Here is an 18,366-nt window from a genome sequence, read left to right as displayed (position 1 = left end):
CGCCCGGCACCCCCGACCCGGCCGACGCTAGGTGGCACCCGGGGGCGCGGAACCGCCCTGTGGACAACCGGCGGCCGGCGTACCCCGAGGTTGTCCACAGCCGTTGCCCGGTGCGCTCCGGCGGGCTATCTTGCGGCTCACCCGCCGGTAGGGTGGGCCGGGTGATCGTTGCTGTCGGCATCGATGTGGTGCTGGTCGACCGGTTTGCCCGGGCGCTGGCTCGCACCCCGCTGCTCGCCGACCGGCTGTTCACCGAGGCCGAGCGGTTCACGGCCGCCGGCAACCCACGGTCACCCGAGTCGATGGCCGCACGCTTCGCCGCCAAGGAGGCGGTGGCCAAGGCGCTCGGCGCTCCGGCCGGGCTGAGCTGGCACGACTGCGAGATCGTGGCGGATCCGGACGGCCGGCCCTGGCTGACCGTCTCGGGCACGGTCGCCGCGGCGGCCACCGAACGGGGTATCAATCGTTGGCATCTCTCGCTGTCGCACGACGGCGGGATCGCCTCCGCGATGGTGGTGGCGGAGCGCTGAGCGTCGGACGCGCCCGGGGCGCGGGAACGGGGTGTGACATGCGGCCGGTGTGGCGGGTGGCGGACGTACGCGCGGCGGAGAAGGCACTCATGGCCAGCCTGCCGGCCGGCACGCTGATGCAGCGCGCCGCGGCCGGGCTGGCCCGCCGCTGCGCGCTGCTGCTCGCCGACCGGGGCGGGGTGTACGCCGCGCCGGTGCTGCTGCTCGTCGGCTCCGGCGACAACGGCGGCGACGCGTTGTACGCCGGCGCCCGCCTCGCCCGGCGGGGCGCGGCCGTGTCGGCGTTGCTGCTGACCCCGGGCCGCGCCCACGCCGAGGGGCTGGCCGCGCTGCGGGCCGCCGGCGGGCGGATCGTGGACCGCCCACCGTCGGTGGTCGACCTGGTGCTCGACGGGATCGTCGGCATCGGTGGCCAGGGTGGGCTGCGGGAAACCGCCGAGCAGTTGGCGGCGAGCCTGTTGCGTCACCACGGGCGCGACGGCGGACGGGCCACGGTGGTGGCGGTGGACGTGCCCAGCGGTGTCGCGGTGGACACCGGGGCGGTGCCGCTGACCGCGTCCGGCCGGCCCAACGCGGTACGCGCCGACGTGACGGTGGCCTTCGGCGCGCTGAAGCCGGCGCTCGCCGTCGGTCCCGCCGCCGCGCTGGCCGGTGAGGTGGAACTGGTCGACATCGGGCTGCAACCGTGGCTGCGGGGCAGCCCGGCGCTGCACGTCGTCGAGGGGTCGGACGTTGCCGACTGGTGGCCCCGGCTCGGTCCGGCCTCGGAGAAGTACAGCCGGGGCGTGGTCGGGGTGGCCACCGGCTCGGCGACCTACCCGGGTGCGGCGGCGCTCTCCGTCGGCGGTGCGCTGGCCGGGCCGACCGGCCTGGTCCGCTACGCCGGGGGTGCCCGGGACGAGGTGGTGCGTGAGCACCCCTCGGTGATCGCCACCGGCCGGGTGGTCGACGCCGGCCGGGTCCAGGCCTGGGTGTGCGGCTCGGGGCTGGGCACCGACGAGCAGGCGGCCGCGGAGCTGCGTGCCGTGCTCGCCGCGCCGGTGCCGGTGGTGCTGGACGCCGACGCGTTGACCCTGCTGGTGGACGGCTCCCTCGCCGACCAGCTGCGGCGGCGCGACGCACCCATCGTGGTCACCCCGCACGACCGGGAGTTCACCCGGCTCTGCGGCGAGGAGCCCGGCACCGACCGGGTCGCCGCCACGCTGCGGCTGGCCGCCTGGATGAACGCCGTGGTGCTGCTCAAGGGGGACCGCACGGTGATCGGCACGCCGGACGGCCGGGCGTACGTCAACCCGACCGGTACCGCCGCGCTGGCCACCGGGGGCACCGGCGACGTGCTGGCCGGACTGCTCGGCTCGCTGCTCGCGGCCGGGCTGCGGGCGGAGCGGGCCGCCGCGGCGGCGGCGTACCTGCACGGGCTGGCCGGCCGGGAGGCGGCCCGGGGCGGCCCGGTCACCGCGCCCGACGTGGTCGCCGCGCTGCGTCCGGTGCTGGCCCGCCTGCCCTGAGCGCCCTTCGCCCCTCACTCCGGACGCCGTTCCGGCGTCGCCCCGGACGGACCTGGCCGGGGCACCCCGCGGTGATCAGCGCGGAAAGTAGGGTGGAGGCATGTGGCAGGCCGAGGTACGTGTCGACCTTGACGCGATCCGGGAGAACGTGAGCCGGCTGCGCGCCGGCACCAACGCCGAGCTGATGGCGGTGGTGAAGGCCGACGGCTACGGGCACGGCATGGTCCCGGCCGCCCGGGCCGCGCTGGACGCCGGGGCGGACTGGCTCGGCGTCTGCACCCTGGACGAGGCGCTGGCGCTGCGCGCGGCCGGCATCGACGTTCCGGTGCTGGCCTGGCTGCTCGCGCCGGGGCTGCCGCTGCACACCGGCGTCACGGTCGGCGTCGACCTGGGGGTGGCGAGCCTGCCGCAGCTCGACGAGACGGTCGAGTCGGCCCGGCGCGCGGAACGCCCGGCCCGGGTGCACCTGAAGATCGACACCGGGCTGGCCCGGGGCGGGGCGACCGTCGCCGACTGGCCGGCCCTGCTCGACGCCGCCGCCAAGGCACAGGCCGACGGGCTGGTCGAGGTCGTCGGGGTGTGGAGCCACTTCGTGTACGCGGACATGCCCGGCCACCCGACCACCGACCGGCAGTTGGCCGTCTTCCACGAGGGCCTGGCCATGGTTGAACGGGCCGGGCTGCGCCCGCGCTACCGGCACCTGGCCAACTCGGCGGCCACGCTGACCCGCCCCGACACCCACTTCGACCTGGTCCGTCCGGGGCTGGCCGTCTACGGCCTCTCCCCGGTGGCCGGGGAGAGCTACGGGCTGCGGCCGGCGATGACCGCCCGGGCCCGGGTGATGCTGACCAAGCGGGTCCCGGCCGGCTCCGGTGTCTCGTACGGCCACACGTACACCACGGAGAGCGAGACGAACCTGGCCGTGGTGCCGCTCGGCTACGCCGACGGGGTGCCGCGGCACGCCTCGAACGCCGGTCCGGTGCAGCTCGGCGGGCGTCGGCGGACCATCTCCGGCCGGGTCTGCATGGACCAGTTCGTGCTCGACTGCGGCGACGACCCGGTGGCCGCCGGCGACGTGGCCACCCTGTTCGGCAGCGGCGCCGACGGCGAGCCCACCGCCGACGACTGGGCCGAGGCGGTCGGCACCATCAACTACGAGATCGTCACCCGGTTCGGCAGCATCCGGGTCCCGCGCGTCTACGACGGCGAGTTGCCGTGAGCGTGAGGAGTGGGGTGGTGCCGTGATGCGCATTCCTCGGCCACGGACCGCCACGGGGAAGGCGGCCGGCGTGGTCGGAGCGGTGCTCGGCGTGGCCGCCGCCGGGCTTGCCGCCGGTGTGGCCACCGAGCGCGCCCTGGTCCGTCGGCTCAAGGCCGACCCCGCCGACCCGTACGCCGGCGAGCCCTTCGGCGAGCAGCGGTTCGACGAGGCGTACCGGCTGGAGATGCCCGACGGCACCGACATCCACGTCGAGGTGGTCGAGCCGACCCGGCCGGTCGCCGGTAACCCGACGGTGGTGCTGGTACACGGCTTCTGCCTGGACATGGGCACCTTCCACTTCCAGCGCAAGCTGCTGGCCGAGCGGGGCGAGCACCGGATCGTCGCGTACGACCAGCCCGGGCACGGTTTGTCGAGCCGGCTGGAGAGCGGCGAGTACGACCTGATCGCGCTGGGGCGGACGCTGCGCCGGGTGATCGACGAGGTCGCCCCGGAGGGGCCGCTGGTGCTGGTCGGTCACTCGATGGGCGGCATGACCATCATGGCGCTGGCCGAGCTGTACCCGGAGATGTTCGGCGACCGGGTGGTGGGCACCGTGCTGATGGCCACCTCGGGCGGGCTGCTGGCGGAGACGAAGCTGGTCGCGCCGGCCCTGCTCGGCCGGGTCGGCGCTCCGGTGCTCTACATGGCCGGCAACGTCACCCGGTACGGCGGTGCGGTGATCGACCGGGCACGCAAGTCGACCACCAACGTGGCCTGGCTGCTCACCCGCCGGTACGGCTTCGGCACCCGCAAGCCGAGCCCGGCGCTGGTGTCGTACGTGGAGCAGATGAACTCGCGTACCTCGGCCGACACGGTGACCCGCTATCTGCGTACCATCGCAACCCACTCCCGGTTCCCGGCGCTGGTCGCGCTGGCCGGGACGCCGGTGCTGGTGATCGTCGGGGACAAGGACATGATCACGCCGATGACCCACTCGGAGGAGATCGTCCGGCGGTTGCCGCACGCCGAGTTCGTCAAGATCGAGGACAGTGGGCACGTGGTGATGCTGGAGCACGCCGACGAGGTCAACGCCGCGCTGACCGGCTTTCTCGACACCTGCGGCCGGGACGAGCGGTGAACCGCGTCGTCCTACCCACCGCCGCGGACACGCACACCTTCGGCCGGCGGCTGGCCGAGCTGCTGCGCGCCGGCGACCTGGTGCTGCTCACCGGCCCGCTGGGGGCCGGCAAGACCGCGCTGACCCAGGGGATCGGGGCCGGGCTGGGGGTGCTCGGCGACATCACCTCGCCGACGTTCGTGATCGCCCGGGTGCACCGGCCGGACCCGGTCGGCGGGCGTGGCGTGGCGCTGGTGCACGCCGACGCGTACCGGTTGGGCGACGCGAGCGACCCCCGGGCCGAGATCGACGACCTCGACCTGGACGCCTCGGTCGACGAGGCGGTGACCGTGGTCGAGTGGGGTGAGGGGCTGGTCGAGCAACTGGCCGAGGCGCACCTGCGGATCCGGCTCGACCGGCGGGAGGACGACACCCGGGTCGCCGAGCTGGTGCCGGTCGGCGGCGACTGGGCGCAGCGGCTGGCGGCCCTGGGCCTGGCTGCCCTGGGCTGAAGGCTGTCGTACCCACTGCCTACAGTGCCCGGGAACGATCCGACCGGTGAAAGGCTGCTGATGCCCGACGACGTTGCCACCCTGGACCTGCTGGCGTTGCTGCCGGAGGACTGGCGGGCGGTGCTCACCCCGCATCTCGACCCGGCCCGCACGGCCGCGCTGAGTGAGTTCGTCGCCAAGGAGTACGCGACCGGCACGGTCTTCCCGCCGGTCGAGGATCTGTTCTCCGCCTACCGGCTCTGCGCGCCGTCGGACTGTCGGGTGCTGATCCTCGGGCAGGATCCCTACCATCGCGCGGGGCAGGCGCACGGGTTGAGCTTCAGCGTGCGCGAGGGGGTCTCCGTGCCGCCGTCCCTGCGCAACGTGTTCAAGGAGCTCGGTGAGGATCTGGGCGTGCCGAAGCCGCGCAGCGGCAATCTCGACGGCTGGGCGGCGCAGGGTGTGCTGCTGCTCAATTCGGTGCTCACCGTGCGGCAGGGCACCCCCGGTTCGCATGCCAACCGCGGGTGGGAGGAGTTCACCGACGCCACCATCCGGGCGCTCGACGCCCTGGATTCGCGGGTGGTGTTCCTTCTCTGGGGCGGCTACGCGCGCAAAAAGGCCGCGCTGGTCGGCAACCCGCAGCACGTGGTGCTGGAGGCGGGTCACCCCAGCCCGATGAACCCGCGCGGTTTCCTCGGCAGCCGCCCGTTCAGCGCCGCCAACAAGGCGCTCGCCGACGCCGGCCTGCCCACCATCGAATGGGAGCGCTCAGCCGGCTGAGGGGCGGCGCTGGTCAGGCGGTGGAGCGACTCTGGTAGCGGCGTAGCAGTCCGGCGGCGCGTGGGTCGGCGAGTACCACCTCGACCAGTGGCACCACCCGGTAGGCCCGCTCGCCGTGGCGGACCTCGATCGGCTCGGGCAGCTCGTCGCACATGGTCGCCCGGACCTCGCCGAAACGGGTCAACCACCGGTGCGCGCCGGGCTCCTCCGGCTCCACCCGCAGCCCGCCGTACTCGCCCCACCGCTCGCTCCAGCGTTGGGCGTAGGCGGAGTTCAGCCACGCCGTGAAGGCGACGGAGTCGCGCCAGCGCACGGCGATCTCGCACCCGTCGGCGGGCACGGGAGCGCCCTGGAGGATCGCCGCGGTGCTGCCGGTCAACAGGTACGGCAGGTCACCGAGCCGGTCCAACAGGCGGTCGAGGTTCAGATCGTCGACGCGGTCGGCCAACGGACGCGCCGCGAGGTCAGCCAGCCGGGCGTCGAGATGTGCGTCGAGCGGCTCGACCACCACCGAAAGCTGCCGTTCCAGGGCCTCGAAGACGCGCTCGACCAGCCGGATGCTGGGCAGTCGCTGACCCTTTTCGAGATTTGCCAGGGTGGCCTGCCCGACGCCGGCCAGGTCGGCCAGCGCGCGCTGGGTGAGCTGCTGGCGTTCCCGCTCGCGGCGGAGGGCGGTGGCGATCTGGGTGGCGAGCCGGCTTCCGGTCATCCCCGGATGGTGGCGCATCCCGACGCCGCCTGAGGTAGCTCGGACGTATTCATGTCAGTTCGGTTCGGCCCTTGCGTGGACAGGGCGAGGACCCATGTCTCTTCCGGAGAGCCTGATTTCACGCCGAAATAAATATTTCGCTGTGAAATCAGGACGGTAAGGCAATGTAGCGGTGCGGCGTCACGGAGTGTGACGGGCGGCCGAGTCCGCGCAGCAGGGGCGCCCCGGCCGCCCGGGAGCCCCGGCCGCCCGGGAGCCCGGCCGCCCGGGAGCCCGGCCGCCCGGGAGCCCGGCCGCCCGGGAGCCCGGCCGCCCGGGAGCCCGGCCGCCAGGGCGGCGGGGTGGCGTCGGTCGGGTGGGCGTGCGGATAGGGTGGTTCATTGTGCTCGTACTCGTGGTGGACAGCTCGACCCCGGCGGTGACCGCAGCCCTGGTCGAGGTCACGGCGAGCGCGGTGACCACCCGGGCGCACCGGTGCACGGTCGACGCCCGTGCGCACGGTGAACTGCTTGCCCCGCAGGTCGACGCGGTCCTGGCCGACACCGGCGCCCGACCGGCCGACCTGGGCGCGATCGTCGCGGGGCTCGGCCCCGGCCCGTTCACCGGGCTGCGGGTGGGGCTGGTCACCGCCGCCACCATGGGGCAGGTGCTCGGCATTCCCGCGTACGGCGTCTGCTCGCTGGACGCCATCGGCTACCCGGCGGCGGCCGGCGAGCCGGTGCTGGCGGCGAGCGACGCGCGGCGCCGGGAGATCTACTGGGCGGTCTACGACGGCGCTGGCCAGCGCCTCGTCGGGCCGGAGGTCGGCGCGCCCACGGCCGCCGCCGAACAGGCCCGCGCGCTGGCCGTCACCGCCGCGGTCGGCGACGGAGCGCACCGGTACGCCGACGCCCTCGGGCTGCCCCTGCGACCCGAGCCGCGGTACCCGGACGCGACCGCCCTCGCCACCCTGGCCGCCGAGCGGATCCGCGCCGGTGCGCCCGGTGACCCGCTCACCCCGCTCTACCTGCGCCGTCCGGACGCGGTGGCGGCGACGGCGCGCAAACCGGTCCTGCCATGAGGGACCGGCAGCGAGAGAGCCTGGTGCACCTTGCCCGGTTCCGCTGGTGGCACATCGACGAGGTGCTGCCGATCGAGGCGGATCTCTTCGGCGCCGAGCGGTGGTCCGCCGCGATGTTCTGGAACGAACTGTCGCACGGGCACTTCTACCGGGTCGTGACCGACGACGGCGGCGCGGTGCTCGGCTACGCCGGGCTCGCCGTGGCCCCGCCCGACGAGGCGTGGGTGCAGAACGTCGCGGTCCGGCGGGACGTCCAGCGCCGGGGGGTCGGGCGGCTGCTGCTGGAGGCCCTGCTCGCCGAGGCCGCCCGGCAGGGCGTACGCGCCGTGCTGCTGGAGGTCGCGGCGGACAACGCGCCGGCCCAGCGGCTCTACGCGATGTACGGGTTCGAACCGATCGGCGTGCGGCGCGGCTACTACCAACCGAGCAACACCGACGCGCTGGTGATGCAGCGCATCCAGGACTGAGACTTCCATGGCTGACGAACCACTGATTCTCGGCATCGAGACCTCGTGCGACGAGACCGGCGTCGGCGTCGTACGCGGGCACACGCTGCTCGCCGACGCGCTCGCGTCGAGCGTGGACCAGCACGCCCGGTTCGGCGGGGTGGTGCCCGAGGTGGCCAGCCGGGCGCACCTGGAGGCCATCGTGCCGACCATGGAACGGGCGCTGACCAGGGCGGGGGTCACCCTCGCCGACGTCGACGCGATCGCGGTCACCGCCGGTCCCGGCCTGGCCGGCGCACTGCTGGTCGGGGTGGCGGCGGCCAAGGGGTATGCGGTCGCCGCCGAGAAGCCGGTCTACGGCGTCAACCACCTGGCCGCGCACGTCGCGGTGGACACCCTGGAGCACGGTCCACTGCCAGAGCCGGCGATCGCGCTGCTGGTCTCCGGCGGGCATTCGTCCCTGCTGCTGGTCGACGACCTGGCCCGGGGCGTGACGCCGCTCGGCGCCACCATCGACGACGCGGCCGGTGAGGCGTTCGACAAGATCGCCCGGCTGCTCGGCCTGCCGTTTCCGGGCGGGCCGTACATCGACCGGGAGGCTCGGGCCGGCGACCCGGCGGCCATCGCCTTCCCGCGCGGGCTGACCGCCGCCAAGGACCTCGCCGCACATCGCTACGACTTCTCGTTCTCGGGGTTGAAGACCGCGGTGGCCCGCTGGGTGGAGGCACGGCAGCGGGCCGGTGAGCCGGTCCCGGTCGCCGACGTCGCCGCGTCCTTCCAGGAGGCGGTCTGCGACGTGCTGGTCGGGAAGGCGCTGGACGCCTGCCGTACCAACGGCATCGAGACCCTGGTGATCGGCGGGGGAGTGGCGGCCAACTCGCGGTTGCGGGCGATGGCCGAGCAGCGGGCCGCCCGGCACGGCATCCGGGTACGTGTCCCCCGACCGGGACTGTGCACCGACAACGGCGCGATGGTGGCGGCGCTCGGCTCGCACCTGGTCGCCGCAGGTGTCGCGCCGAGCCGACTCGACCTGCCCGCGGATTCGGCCATGCCGCTGACCACGGTCAGCGTCTGAGGGAGGACGGGAACGTGATCGTACGGATGTGGGAGGCACGGGCGGAGCCGTACGGCGTCGCCGACCTGATCACCTGGGTCTGTGACACCGCCCTGCCCGAGTTCGAGCACGACCCGCTGCACCTGTCCAGCGAGGTGTTCTCCTCCACCGACCACCGGGTGGTGGTGATCTCGAAGTGGCGCAGCAGCCCTCGGCCGCTGCCCGAGCCGCCGGTGATGCTGCTCGCCCGGCCTCCGCACTCCTGGGACTTCACCCAGGTCGACCGCTGAACCTCAGCGGATGGTCACCGTGGTGGTGGCGGTGGACCGGTCGATCTCGCTGGTCCGGGCGGTGATCCGCAGCGTCCAGTCACCGGCCACCGGGAAGTGGATCTCGGCGCTGCCATGGTGCGGTTCCAGCGCGAAGACCTCGACGGTGATCGGCTCGATGCCCGCCTCCGGCAGGGCGGCGGTGATGGTCCACTCCGCCACCGGCAGCTCCTTCGCCTCGGGTGTGTAGACGTAGGCGTGCAGGCTGTTCGCCGTGCCGGCGGCCGCCGGGTAGACGTCGAACTGGAGCGTGAACAGGTCGGTGGTGAGCGACTGCGCGACGCCCTCCCGGGTCGCCCCGGCCGCCGTCGTGCCGGCCGTACGGCCGGGCGGGGTCTGCACGAGCACCGCGGTCAGCGCCAGCACCACCGCCGTCACCGCGAGTTCGACGCCGGCCGCCCGGGCGACCCGTCGGGGTTGGCCGGCGGCGACCTGCCGGCGGATCAGCCGCCGTTGCCAGGCCGCGACGGCCAGGATGCCGCCCAGCAGCGCGGCCTTGGCGCAGAGCAGGCGGCCGTACGTGCTGCCGAGCAGGGCCGACGGCCGGCCGAGTTCGATCGCGGCCTGGATGACCCCGGCGGTGACGAGCCAGGCCACGGCCAGCGTGGCCGCCCTCGACCAGGCCGGCAGGATCCGGGCGAGGACCCGCTCGTGGGTGCCCCGGAGCAGGAACATGGTGAGGGCGAGCAGCCCACCCAGCCAGACGGTGACCCCGGCGATGTGCACGGTGGTCAGCACGATGCTCACCGGCGGCACCGGCGAGGCGACCGGATGCCCGGCGACCGGCCAGGTGACCAGTCCGGCGACCCCCACCGCCACCAACGCTCCGGTACGCGGCCGGCCGGCGGTGCCCCGGGTGACCGCCGGCAGCAGCGCGGCGGCCAAGCCGACCAGCGCCAGTCGTACCGTCAGCACCACCCCGATGTCGCTGTCCGCGACCGCGCGGAGGTCGGCCGGGGACAACTGCCCGACCGGGGCACCGACCACCTGCGCGGCCTGCCCGACCCAGGTGCCCAGCGTGGCGGCGGCGACCAGGCCGAGCCCGACCAGCGCCGCGACCGTCGCCCCCCGCCGGGACCGGCGGCGGGGCCACATGGTCGCCGCGAGCAGCGGCGGGCCGACCGCCAGGAGCAATCCCAGGTACCCGACGAACCTGGCGACGGGCACCAGTGCCCCGGCCGGTGATTCGGACTCCGCCGCGGCCGGCAGCGGCGGGGTCGCCGAGGGTGCCCCGGCGGCGAAGGTGAAGCTCCCGGCGACCGGATGGCTGTCCGCCGAGATGACGCGGTAGCTGACCAGGTAGGTGCCGAGTGGCCGGTCGGAGGCCCGCAGCGCCATGCGCATGGTCCGGTCCCGGACCTCCGGGGCGCCGACGTTGATCCGCTTGCCGTCGGGTGCGAGGACCTGCACCCGGCCGGGGACGGCGGCGATCGGCTCGCTGAAGGTCACCAGCACCTCGCGCGGCGCGTACCCGAGGACCTCGTCGCGCAGCGGGGTGGTGGCCACCACGACGGCGTGCGCCGCCGCCGGGCCGGCGGGCACCAGGGCGGCGCACAGGGAGGCCAGGATCAGCCCGAGCAGGACAGCGGCTCGGGTACGGGTCGCCATCGGTCGGGGCTAGCTGCGGCGGAGCATGCGGTACGAGAGCAAGCCGCCGGTGCCGAGCGCACCGAGGAAGATCACCCAGATCAGGGTGTTGTTGATGCCGATCTGCGGGCCGGTGTTGGCCGATGCGGCGGCGAGCAGGCCGTCGTTGCCCGGCGCGGGCAGCGCCGCGGGCGGCAGCTCGGCCCAGCGGACCAGCCCGGTGCTCTCCAGCATCGTCATGTGGTCGCCGACGAAGGTGTTGGTCGCGTTGGCCAGGTCGCGGATGACCGGGTTGCGGGTGCTGGCCCGGACCGCGCTGACGACCGGGAAGATCTTGCCGTGGGCGACCCGCAGGCGGGTGACGAAGATCTGGTCGAAGCGGGCGCCGGAGGCGTTCTTCATCTCCGTCAGCCAGCCCTGCTGCTCGGTGGTCGGCGCGTTCGGAATGGCGGCGCCGAGCTTGTTCGCGGCCTCCACGGTGAGCCGATCCAGTTCCTCGTGCTGCCGGGCGATCTCCGCGCCGATCTCCCGGACCACCCGCGACTGCCCCTTCTCGGCGGCCATCTGCCCGGCCGGCATCTCCCACAGTCCGGCCAGCCGCACCCCGTCGAGCAGGGCCTGGTCGGCGGCGTTGAGTTGCTGGCCCGCTGGCGCGGCCAACGCCGCGCCGGGCAGCACGACGAGGGCCGCGGCGATCGTGGTGAGCAGCACCGCCAGGCGACGGGACCGGTTGCCCTGCCGGCGACGAGCGGAATCCAGCGGTGCCATGTCTGCGGTGCCTCCTCGGTCGGGAACCGATTTCTACGAGACGGGCGTCCGCACCCGCCGGCCGCCCGTCCGCACACTGGTACGGATCGTCCGGCCGATCAGTTCACCGTTCCCGAGACCGGCTCGCGACCGGGGTCAGCCGACGTCGAGCGGGTCGGCGAGCAACCGCTCGAAGGCCAGTTCGGCGGCACCGATCAGGGCGGCGTCCTCGCCGAGCTTCGGTGTACGCAGCCGGACGTGCTCCAGGCAGGCGGGCAACCCGTTGGAATTGAGCCGGCTACGCACCTGGGCGGCGGCGGCCAGGTACAGGTCGCGCATGGTGCCGCCGAAGATGACCATCTCCGGGTTGAAGATGTTGACCAGGTTGGCCAGGCCGAAGCCGAGCCAGTCGCCGGCCTGGCGTACCGCGGTCTGGGCCCGGGCGTCGCCGCGGCCGGCGGCGTCGAAGACCGCCAGCATCGCCTCCCGGCCCCGGGCGTCGGATCGGCCGGCGGCCCGGAGCAGCGCGTGCTCGCCGATCTCGGTCTCCCAGCAACCCCGGTTGCCGCATTCGCAGCGCACCCCGTCGCGGGCCACCACCATGTGCCCGACCTCGCCGCTGTAGCCGCCGTGCCCGGTCAGCCGCCGCCCGCCGGCGATGATCCCGGCGCCCACGCCGACATCGCCGTAGAGATAGATGACGTTGTCACAGCCGGCCGCCACGCCACGGGCATGCTCGGCGAACGCCGCCACGTCGGCCACGTTGCCGACCGTCACCGGCACGTCGACGCCGAGTTCCGCACCGAGCGCCGTGCCGATCGGCTCGTCCACCCAACCGGTGGTCGGGCCGAGCCGAACCAGCCCGTCGTCGCGGCGCACCATGCCGCAGACCGCCACCCCGGCACCGACGCAGACGGCCCCCTCCGGCAGCGCGTTCCGCATCTCCTTGACCGCCCCGGCCAGCAGCGGCGCGGCCTCCGCGGCGGTGAGACCACGCGGCCGGTCCAACTCCCGGCGGTCGAGCACCGCACCGCCGAGGCCGACCCGCGCGGCGCGCAGCCGGTCCACCTCGATGCTGTACGCGTACGCGAAGATCCGTTCCGACTCGGGCCGGACGACCAGCGACGGTCGTCCGGCCCGGCCGGTTTCCTTGGGCGCACCCTCGGTCACCAGGCCGGCCGCGGCGAGGTCGGCGGTGAGCGCGCCGATGGTGCTCCGGTTCAGCCCCAGCGTGTTCGTCAGCTCGGCGCGCGTGGTGGCGCCGTGCACGTGCACGTGGCGCAGCAGGGCGCCGAGGTTCTGCCGGCGGATCTCGTCCTGGCTCGGTCCTACGCGCATCGGGGCTTACTACTTTCGGTGGTGCGGATCAGCGGTTGCCGGTCGCGGCGGCTCGTCGTCGGGACAGCGCGTCGACGCTGGCGGCGAGCAGCAGCACCACACCGGTGACCACGTACTTGACGCCCGAGCTGTAGCCCATCAGGCCCATGCCGTTGGCGATCACCGCCACCACGGCACCGCCGAGGACTGCGTCCAGCACCCGGCCCTTGCCGCCGAAGAGGCTGGTGCCGCCGATCACCGCCGCGCCGACGGCGTAGAGCAGCACATTACTGCCGCCGGTGTTCGGGTCGACGGAGTTGGCCCGGCTGGCGGCGACGATACCGCCGATCGCCGCCATCGTAGAGCAGATCATGAAGACCGAGATGCGGATCCGGTCCACGTTGATGCCGGCCCGACGGGCGGCCTCCTTGTTGCCGCCGACCGCGTAGATGTGCCGGCCGTAGCTGGTGCGCTTGAGCACGAAGGTCCAGACCACCAGCAGCACGGCGATGATCGGCACGACGATCGGCACGCCCTTGAGCGAGGTGATCAGCACGTTGCGGCTGCGCTCGAGGTTGAGCACGTAGACGGCGATGCCGAGCACGAGAGCCAGCATGACGATGCGGCCCAGCACCACGGCCAGCGGGTCGTTGATCAGGCCGCGCGCCGCACGCTTACGGTAGCGGAGCAGTTGCACCGCGGCGAACCCGGCGACGGCGAACGCGGCCAGCGCCCAGCCGAGCACCGGCGACATGTTGTTGTTGGCGATCGCCACCAGCACCGGGTCGCGGACCGAGATGTTGCGGCCCTCCTCCATCAGCAGCAACACCACGCCCTGGAAGGCGAGGAAGCCCGCGAGGGTGACCACGAATGACGGGATGCCGACCTTGGCGACCAGGAAACCGAGCGCGGTACCGATCACCAGGCCGGTGAGCACGGCGGCGAGCACCGCGACGTACCACGGGTAGCCGAGAACGGTGACCACGTTGGCCAGCACCGCCGCGCAGACGCCGCTGGCGAAACCGGCCGACAGGTCGATCTCGCCCAGCAGCAGTACGAAGACCAGCCCCATCGCGATCAGGGTGACTGCCGCGCCCTGGGTCAACAGGTTGGCGAAGTTGCCGGCGGTGAGGAACGACGGCCGCATGATCGAGAAGATCGTGCAGAGGGCGAGCAGCCCGGCGACGGCGGGCAGGGCGCCGATGTCTCCGCCGCGTACCCGCCGCCAGTAGTCGCGGATGTGGCTGCCGATGCTGGATGGCGGAGCGACGGCGGCCGGCCCCTCCTGCGTGACGGCGGTGGTGCTCATGCCAGCCCTCCGCTGCGCTGCGTGCCGGCATCTGTCCGGCGTTGCTGATTCGCTCGCTGCGGCTCGCTCATGCCGACCCTCCGCTGCGCTGCGTGCCGGCATCTGTCCGGCGTTGCTGATTCGCTCGCTGCGGCTCGCTCATGAGACGCCTCCCGTGGTGCTGTCGGCCGGCGCGCCGTTGCCGTTGGCGCCCGTGTCGGCGGCGAGTCCGAGCCCGCCGGAACGACCGGCGGTGATCAGCTCGACCACCTGGGCGTGGGTGATGTCGGTGGTCCTCACCTGGGCGACCATCTGGCCGAGATAGAGCGCGGCGATGCGGTCGGAGACGGCGAAGACGTCGTTCATGTTGTGCGAGATGAGTACGACGGCCAGACCGTTGTCGGCCAGCCGGCGGACCAGTTCGAGTACCTGGGCGGTCTGCGCGACGCCGAGCGCGGCGGTCGGCTCGTCCAGGATTACCAGCCTGCTGTTCCAGAGCACCGCCTTGGCGATCGCCACGGTCTGGCGCTGGCCGCCGGAGAGGCTGGAGACGTGCTGGCGCAGCGACTTCACGGTGCGTACGGAGAGCCCGGCCAGGGTCTCCGCGGCCATCTGTTCCATCGTCGGCTCGTCGAGGACGATGCCGCTGCGCTTCTCGCGGCCGAGGAACATGTTCTGCACGATGTCAAGGTTGTCGCAGAGTGCGAGGTCCTGGTAGACGACCTCGATGCCGAGCCCGGCGGCTTCCCGCGGGTTGTTGATGCTCACCGGCCGGCCGTCGAAGACGAACTCACCGGCGTCGGTGGGGTGGATGCCGCTGATGCACTTGACCAGGGTCGACTTGCCGGCGCCGTTGTCGCCGACGAGCGCGGTCACCTCGCCTGGATAAGCGGACAGGGCGACGTTGCGTAGAACCTGGACGGGACCGAAGCTCTTGTCGATCCCGCGTAGCTCCAGCAGTGGGGTCGCGGACACGGGGTTCTCCTATCACGGAGGGAGATCGGGGCCCGTCCAGCGGCGTCGCCTGGGCGGGGGTGCGGTCAGCTGATGCCCGCGTCGGCGCAGAGCTTGGCGAAGTCGGCGGCGCAGATCTCGTCCTTGGTCACGTAGCCGTCAGCGATGACGTCCTTGACGTTCTCCTTGTAGATCGCCGCCGGGGTGAGCAGGACGGACGGCACGTCGCGGCCACCCTCCGGGTCCTTCACCGTCTGGCCGGTCCCCTTGCGCTCGCCCTTGGCCAGCGCGATGGCCAGCTCGGCGGCGGCGTCCGCCTCCTTCTTGACCGCCTTGTAGACGGTCATGCACTGGTCGCCGGCGAGGATGTTCTGCAGCGCCTGCGGGTCGGCGTCCTGCCCGGTGACCGGGACCTTGCCGTTGAGGTTGTTCTTCTTCAGCACGGAGATGGCAGCGTTGCCGAGGCCGTCGTTCGCGGACAGCACTCCGTCGATCTTGCCACCGGCCTTGGTGAGCTGCTGCTCGAAGATGGTCGCGGCCTGGGCGTTGTCCCAGTCCGGCACCGAGTCGTCGGCGACCTTGGTGTATTCGCCGGAGTCGAACTTCGGCTTGAGCACCGAGTCGTAGCCGTTCTTGAACAGCGTGGCGTTGTTGTCGGTCGGCGAGCCGTTCAGGTACGCGATCGCCGGCTTCTGCACGCCCGCGTCGGTCAGGCACTTGACCAGGCCCTCGCCCTGGAGTCGGCCGACGGCCTCGTTGTCGAAGCTGACGTAGTACTCCGCCGAGCCGCCGAGGGTGAGGCGGTCGTAGTCGATGGTGGCGACGCCCTGCGACTTGGCCTTGTCGAGAACGGCCTTGCCGGTGCCGGAGTCCAGGTTGACGATCATCAGCACGGTGACGCCACCGGTGATCATCTGGTCGGCGATGGTCTGGAAGGCGTTCTTGTCGCCCTGCGCGTTCTGGATGTCCGCCTTGATGCCGGCCGCGTCGAACGCTTCCGCCAGAAACTTGCGGTCGGCGCTCTCCCAGCGGACCGAGGACTTGCTGTCCGGCAGGATCACGCCGATCTTCGGGGTCTTGTTGGAGCCGGCCTGGTCGCCATCGGATTCGTTACCACAGGCCGTCATGCTGCCGAGGGCCAGCAGGCCCACGGCGCCGACGGCGAGGAAGCCCTTGCGCATGTGCAGGGTCCTTTCGATGGTGGGAAGAGGGTGTCGGTGTTGTTTTGTTGTGCCCGGCAACGTATTCCGCGTCACACTTCAGCACAAGAGCGTGGTGGCCATGAGTTTGTTGTCGGCGGTAACAATTCAGCAACGCCCCCGACACCCCGCCGCCACGACGGCCCCGTCAGCGAGCCAAACGCGCTGGTCGATGGCTTGGGCCGGCGGGGTCGGCGGAGTTCCGGTGCCGAGCCGCCGAGGGGCGGCCGGCCGACATCGGCGCGCCGCCGGGTCGCCGGCCGGATCTGGCCCCGGCCGTCTCGCCCGCGTCAGGCGGTGGCGAGCGGAGCGGTGCGGGCGTCGGTGAGGGCGACCAGGTCCGCCGGGGCCAACTCGACCTGAAGGCCACGGCGGCCCGCCGACACGTACACGGTGGAATGGTCCAGGGCGGAGGCGTCGAGCACCGTGGGCAGGCGCTTGCGTTGCCCGAGCGGGCTGATGCCGCCGCGCACGTACCCGGTGGCGCGCTCGGCCGCCACCCGCTCGGCCAGCGTGGCGCGCTTGCCGCCGGCTGCCGCAGCGAGCGCCTTGAGGTCCAGCTCGCCGGTGACCGGCACCACCGCCACGGTGAGCACGCCGTCCACCTCGGTCACCAGCGTCTTGAAGACCCGCTCGGGTGCCACGCCGAGCACGGCGGCGACCAACGCGCCGTAGTTGGGGGCGTCCGCCGGGACGTCGTACGGGTGGGTGCGATGGTTGATCTTCTGCTTCGCCAGCAGCGCCATCGCCGGCGTACCCCGTCCCGCCATGCCCGCCAACCTAATCCCCGGCCCGGCCCGAGGGCCAGCGGCTTGCGGCCCGGCTCAGTTGACCGGGCGGCAGACCAGCACCGTCGGCGCCCCGGCGACTCGGGTCAGCACCAGACTCGCCGGCTGGTCGCCGCTGAGCCGCAGGTCGCGCCGGAGCCGTTCCGGTTCCAGCGCGGAACCGCGCTTGAGGATCTCCACCCGGCCGACCCGGCGCTCCCGCAGCAGCGCGCGCAGCCGCTTGAGCGAGAACGCCAGCACGTCGGTCACCTCCAGGCAGCGGGCGTACGGCGTCGACGCCGCCTCGTCGGCGTAGAGGTACGCGATGGTCGGGTCGGCCAGCGTGGCGTCGAGGTTGGCGGCCAACTCGGCGACCAGGTGGGCGCGGACCACCGCCGCATCCGGGTCGTACACGAAGCGCCGCACCGGCCCGACCTGCGCGTCCACCGCTCCGGATCCGGTGAGCTGGTAGGCCGCCGCACCGGGCCCTTCCGCCAGCAGCGTCGCGCGGCGGGGGGTTTCGGCGAGCGGGCCACACCAGAGGGCCGCCTCGACCAGGTCGCCGTCGACGCTGACCCACTCGGCCTCGGCACCGGCCGGGATGAGGGCGTGGTCGAGGCCCGGAGCGACCTTCACCACCGTGTACGGCACCCGTTCGGCCAGCCCGGTGACGAAGTCCCACGGCGGCGAGTACGAGTTGGGGTCGAATATCCGGCGGCCGGTGCCGGCCCGGCGGCGGGCCGGATCGCAGAAGACCGCCCCCACCCGGGTCACGTCGAACGCGGTCGCGTCGCCGCACTCGACGGTGAACAACTCGGCCAGCCCCGCCGCTCGCGCGTTCGCCTCGGCCAGCGCGGCGGTGACCGGGTCGGCCTCCACGCCGTACACCCGGATGCCTTCGCGGGCGGCGGCGAGCGCGTCGGCCCCCAGCCCGCAGCCGAGATCGGCCAGGCTCGTCACCCCGGCGGCGCGCAGCCGCTGGGCGCGGCGGCGCGCGACGACCTGCCGGGTGGCCTGCTCAAGGCCCGGCCGGGTGAAGAACATCCCGGCCGCCGCCGACCCGAACTTGCCGGCAGCCTTGCGGCGCAGCTCCGCCTGGGTCAACGCCGCCGCCGCCAAGCCGGCCGGCACCCCGGCCGAGCGGAGCGCCGCCGCCGCGGCCAGCGGGTCGCCGCCGGCCACCCGAGCCGCCGCATCGAGCACGGCCGACCCCTCGGCGGTACGCAACGCCGCCAGCTGCTCCAGATCCACCCGCCCATTGTTCCGGCCTGCCCCTGAC

The 18,366-nt window shown here is 73.3% G+C and carries 19 protein-coding genes; 10 read left to right on the top strand and 9 right to left on the bottom strand.

Annotation, left to right across the window (positions count from 1 at the left end; all coding sequences use genetic code 11):
• Positions 1–161 precede the first annotated feature (161 nt).
• The 6 genes from C1I95_RS21120 to ung all read left to right on the top strand — a co-directional run bounded on the left by C1I95_RS21120 (position 162) and on the right by ung (position 5,630).
• Positions 162–530 (top strand): holo-ACP synthase, encoded by a 369-nt coding sequence (locus tag C1I95_RS21120; RefSeq protein WP_111215805.1) that lies wholly within the window; start codon positions 162–164, stop codon positions 528–530.
• A gap of 38 nt (positions 531–568) precedes the next feature.
• Positions 569–2,038 (top strand): NAD(P)H-hydrate dehydratase, encoded by a 1,470-nt coding sequence (locus C1I95_RS21115; RefSeq protein ID WP_111215797.1) that lies wholly within the window; start codon positions 569–571, stop codon positions 2,036–2,038.
• Positions 2,039–2,138: 100 nt separating this feature from the next.
• Positions 2,139–3,257: an alanine racemase gene (alr, locus tag C1I95_RS21110; protein ID WP_111215795.1), complete on the top strand. Its 1,119-nt coding sequence runs from the start codon at positions 2,139–2,141 to the stop codon at positions 3,255–3,257.
• A gap of 25 nt (positions 3,258–3,282) precedes the next feature.
• A complete protein-coding gene (locus C1I95_RS21105; protein ID WP_111215802.1) occupies positions 3,283–4,377 on the top strand; it encodes an alpha/beta fold hydrolase in 1,095 nt (364 codons plus the stop codon).
• Positions 4,356–4,868 (top strand): tRNA (adenosine(37)-N6)-threonylcarbamoyltransferase complex ATPase subunit type 1 TsaE, encoded by a 513-nt coding sequence (gene tsaE, locus C1I95_RS21100; RefSeq protein ID WP_111215792.1) that lies wholly within the window; start codon positions 4,356–4,358, stop codon positions 4,866–4,868. The genes C1I95_RS21105 and tsaE overlap by 22 nt, the downstream gene beginning before the upstream one ends.
• Before the next feature lie 60 nt (positions 4,869–4,928).
• Positions 4,929–5,630, top strand: a complete 702-nt coding sequence (ung, locus tag C1I95_RS21095; RefSeq protein ID WP_111215800.1) for a uracil-DNA glycosylase — start codon at positions 4,929–4,931, stop codon at positions 5,628–5,630.
• A gap of 13 nt (positions 5,631–5,643) precedes the next feature.
• Here the strand turns inward: ung and C1I95_RS21090 are convergent, their stop codons facing one another.
• The gene (locus C1I95_RS21090) at positions 5,644–6,339 is read right to left on the bottom strand and encodes a helix-turn-helix domain-containing protein (RefSeq protein ID WP_111215790.1); all 696 of its coding nucleotides are present in this window, start codon (positions 6,337–6,339) and stop codon (positions 5,644–5,646) included.
• A 382-nt stretch (positions 6,340–6,721) separates the two neighbouring features.
• On the opposite strand from C1I95_RS21090, the gene tsaB reads away from it, so the two are divergent.
• From tsaB to C1I95_RS21070, 4 genes are read left to right on the top strand one after another with little or no spacing between them, the layout of a single operon-like run.
• Entirely contained in the window at positions 6,722–7,399 is a 678-nt protein-coding gene (gene tsaB / locus C1I95_RS21085; RefSeq protein ID WP_111215787.1) for a tRNA (adenosine(37)-N6)-threonylcarbamoyltransferase complex dimerization subunit type 1 TsaB, read from the top strand.
• Positions 7,396–7,866, top strand: coding sequence for a ribosomal protein S18-alanine N-acetyltransferase (gene rimI / locus C1I95_RS21080; RefSeq protein ID WP_199523840.1), 471 nt, complete (start codon positions 7,396–7,398; stop codon positions 7,864–7,866). Before tsaB ends, rimI begins: the two co-directional genes overlap by 4 nt.
• A gap of 7 nt (positions 7,867–7,873) precedes the next feature.
• The gene (tsaD, locus tag C1I95_RS21075) at positions 7,874–8,920 is read left to right on the top strand and encodes a tRNA (adenosine(37)-N6)-threonylcarbamoyltransferase complex transferase subunit TsaD (RefSeq protein ID WP_111215783.1); all 1,047 of its coding nucleotides are present in this window, start codon (positions 7,874–7,876) and stop codon (positions 8,918–8,920) included.
• 14 nt (positions 8,921–8,934) lie between these two features.
• The gene (locus tag C1I95_RS21070; protein WP_111215780.1) at positions 8,935–9,189 is read left to right on the top strand and encodes a hypothetical protein; all 255 of its coding nucleotides are present in this window, start codon (positions 8,935–8,937) and stop codon (positions 9,187–9,189) included.
• A 3-nt stretch (positions 9,190–9,192) separates the two neighbouring features.
• Here C1I95_RS21070 and C1I95_RS21065 read toward each other — a convergent pair whose 3' ends face one another.
• From C1I95_RS21065 to C1I95_RS21030, 8 genes are all read right to left on the bottom strand, one after another.
• Positions 9,193–10,836 carry a copper resistance CopC/CopD family protein gene (locus tag C1I95_RS21065; RefSeq protein ID WP_111215777.1) on the bottom strand — a complete coding sequence of 548 codons (1,644 nt, stop codon included), beginning with the start codon at positions 10,834–10,836 and terminating at the stop codon, positions 9,193–9,195.
• 9 nt (positions 10,837–10,845) lie between these two features.
• Complete coding sequence (locus tag C1I95_RS21060; RefSeq protein ID WP_111215775.1) at positions 10,846–11,583, bottom strand: DUF4142 domain-containing protein; 738 nt, start codon at positions 11,581–11,583, stop codon at positions 10,846–10,848.
• Positions 11,584–11,718: 135 nt separating this feature from the next.
• Positions 11,719–12,900, bottom strand: coding sequence for an ROK family transcriptional regulator (locus C1I95_RS21055; RefSeq protein WP_111215772.1), 1,182 nt, complete (start codon positions 12,898–12,900; stop codon positions 11,719–11,721).
• A gap of 28 nt (positions 12,901–12,928) precedes the next feature.
• Positions 12,929–14,188, bottom strand: a complete 1,260-nt coding sequence (locus tag C1I95_RS21050; protein ID WP_111215769.1) for a sugar ABC transporter permease — start codon at positions 14,186–14,188, stop codon at positions 12,929–12,931.
• A 138-nt stretch (positions 14,189–14,326) separates the two neighbouring features.
• Complete coding sequence (locus tag C1I95_RS21045; RefSeq protein ID WP_111215767.1) at positions 14,327–15,142, bottom strand: ATP-binding cassette domain-containing protein; 816 nt, start codon at positions 15,140–15,142, stop codon at positions 14,327–14,329.
• Positions 15,143–15,207: 65 nt separating this feature from the next.
• The gene (locus tag C1I95_RS21040) at positions 15,208–16,302 is read right to left on the bottom strand and encodes a sugar ABC transporter substrate-binding protein (RefSeq protein WP_111215765.1); all 1,095 of its coding nucleotides are present in this window, start codon (positions 16,300–16,302) and stop codon (positions 15,208–15,210) included.
• A gap of 308 nt (positions 16,303–16,610) precedes the next feature.
• The gene (ybaK, locus tag C1I95_RS21035) at positions 16,611–17,090 is read right to left on the bottom strand and encodes a Cys-tRNA(Pro) deacylase (protein ID WP_111215762.1); all 480 of its coding nucleotides are present in this window, start codon (positions 17,088–17,090) and stop codon (positions 16,611–16,613) included.
• A 54-nt stretch (positions 17,091–17,144) separates the two neighbouring features.
• Positions 17,145–18,338 carry a THUMP-like domain-containing protein gene (locus C1I95_RS21030; RefSeq protein ID WP_111215760.1) on the bottom strand — a complete coding sequence of 398 codons (1,194 nt, stop codon included), beginning with the start codon at positions 18,336–18,338 and terminating at the stop codon, positions 17,145–17,147.
• Positions 18,339–18,366 lie beyond the last annotated feature (28 nt).

The organism is Micromonospora craterilacus, assembly GCF_003236315.1.
Classification (GTDB): Bacteria; Actinomycetota; Actinomycetes; order Mycobacteriales; family Micromonosporaceae; genus Micromonospora; species Micromonospora craterilacus.
The sequence above is the reverse complement of the archived record's forward strand: the minus strand, read 5'-3'. Positions and strand labels throughout refer to the sequence as shown.

Coding starts and splice junctions, on each gene's coding strand:
- C1I95_RS21105 (WP_111215802.1), top strand. CDS start 3,283: ATGCGCATTCCTCGGCCACGGACCGCCACGGGGAAGGCGGCCGGCGTG.
- C1I95_RS21050 (WP_111215769.1), bottom strand. CDS start 14,188: ATGAGCACCACCGCCGTCACGCAGGAGGGGCCGGCCGCCGTCGCTCCG.
- ybaK (WP_111215762.1), bottom strand. CDS start 17,090: ATGGCGGGACGGGGTACGCCGGCGATGGCGCTGCTGGCGAAGCAGAAG.
- C1I95_RS21060 (WP_111215775.1), bottom strand. CDS start 11,583: ATGGCACCGCTGGATTCCGCTCGTCGCCGGCAGGGCAACCGGTCCCGT.
- C1I95_RS21055 (WP_111215772.1), bottom strand. CDS start 12,900: ATGCGCGTAGGACCGAGCCAGGACGAGATCCGCCGGCAGAACCTCGGC.
- C1I95_RS21040 (WP_111215765.1), bottom strand. CDS start 16,302: ATGCGCAAGGGCTTCCTCGCCGTCGGCGCCGTGGGCCTGCTGGCCCTC.
- alr (WP_111215795.1), top strand. CDS start 2,139: ATGTGGCAGGCCGAGGTACGTGTCGACCTTGACGCGATCCGGGAGAAC.
- ung (WP_111215800.1), top strand. CDS start 4,929: ATGCCCGACGACGTTGCCACCCTGGACCTGCTGGCGTTGCTGCCGGAG.
- rimI (WP_199523840.1), top strand. CDS start 7,396: ATGAGGGACCGGCAGCGAGAGAGCCTGGTGCACCTTGCCCGGTTCCGC.
- C1I95_RS21065 (WP_111215777.1), bottom strand. CDS start 10,836: ATGGCGACCCGTACCCGAGCCGCTGTCCTGCTCGGGCTGATCCTGGCC.
- C1I95_RS21115 (WP_111215797.1), top strand. CDS start 569: ATGCGGCCGGTGTGGCGGGTGGCGGACGTACGCGCGGCGGAGAAGGCA.
- C1I95_RS21090 (WP_111215790.1), bottom strand. CDS start 6,339: ATGACCGGAAGCCGGCTCGCCACCCAGATCGCCACCGCCCTCCGCCGC.
- tsaD (WP_111215783.1), top strand. CDS start 7,874: ATGGCTGACGAACCACTGATTCTCGGCATCGAGACCTCGTGCGACGAG.